2 protein-coding genes are annotated in these 646 nt (G+C 70.0%); one reads left to right on the forward strand and one right to left on the reverse strand.

The genetic code is table 11. From position 1 onward, the window contains the following. A partial coding sequence (locus tag IG08_RS62340; RefSeq protein WP_234343248.1) for a hypothetical protein occupies positions 1 to 315 on the reverse strand: 315 nt, incomplete at its 3' end. Between IG08_RS62340 and IG08_RS62345 the strand changes: the two genes are divergently transcribed. Further along, positions 269 to 430, forward strand: coding sequence for an ANTAR domain-containing protein (locus IG08_RS62345; RefSeq protein WP_234343249.1), 162 nt, complete (start codon positions 269 to 271; stop codon positions 428 to 430). The two genes, IG08_RS62340 and IG08_RS62345, sit on opposite strands and share 47 nt — an antisense overlap. Positions 431 to 646 lie beyond the last annotated feature (216 nt).

Here is a 646-nt window from a genome sequence, read left to right on the forward strand (position 1 = left end):
CGGGAGGCCGACCGCTGGCCGCACTTCGTCACGGCGGCCCACCGCAGCGGCTTCGGGGCGGTCCAGGCGCTGCCCATGCGCCTGCGCGACGAGGTCGTCGGCGCCATGAACCTCTTCCACGCCGCCCCCGGCCCCTTCGACCCGGCGGGCACACTCATCGCCCAGGCCCTGGCCGACGTCGCCACCATCAGCCTCCTGCAACAACGCCAGCCATCGCAGCACGGTCCTCAACGAACAGCTGCAGACCGCGCTGAACAGCCGAGTACTGATCGAACAGGCGAAGGGCAAACTCGCCGAACGCCAGAACATCGACATGGAGCAGGCTTTCACCACCCTGCGCGGTTACGCCCGTTCCCACAACCGGCGCCTGTCGGATGTGGCCCGCGCCTTCATCGACGACTCCGAACCCCTCCCCGGACTGGTGGCCTGACACCATTGCCGAGGCGGTGACCGCACGCAGCTGCCCGAGCACGAAGAAGAAACCCGCTCGGATCACGGGCCGTGCTTCTGGAGGCGCGGTGCTGCTGGTGTGCCGCTGCCGGCTGACGCCCGCTGTGGTGCGGCGTCGGCTGCGGGACTGATCCCGGGCTCCGGTCCCTCGCCCTCGGCTGTCTCGCCGGACTGCACCGCGGTCCCTATTGCTGTC

It is taken from the genome of Streptomyces fulvoviolaceus (assembly GCF_000718165.1).
Classification (GTDB): domain Bacteria; phylum Actinomycetota; class Actinomycetes; order Streptomycetales; family Streptomycetaceae; genus Streptomyces; species Streptomyces fulvoviolaceus.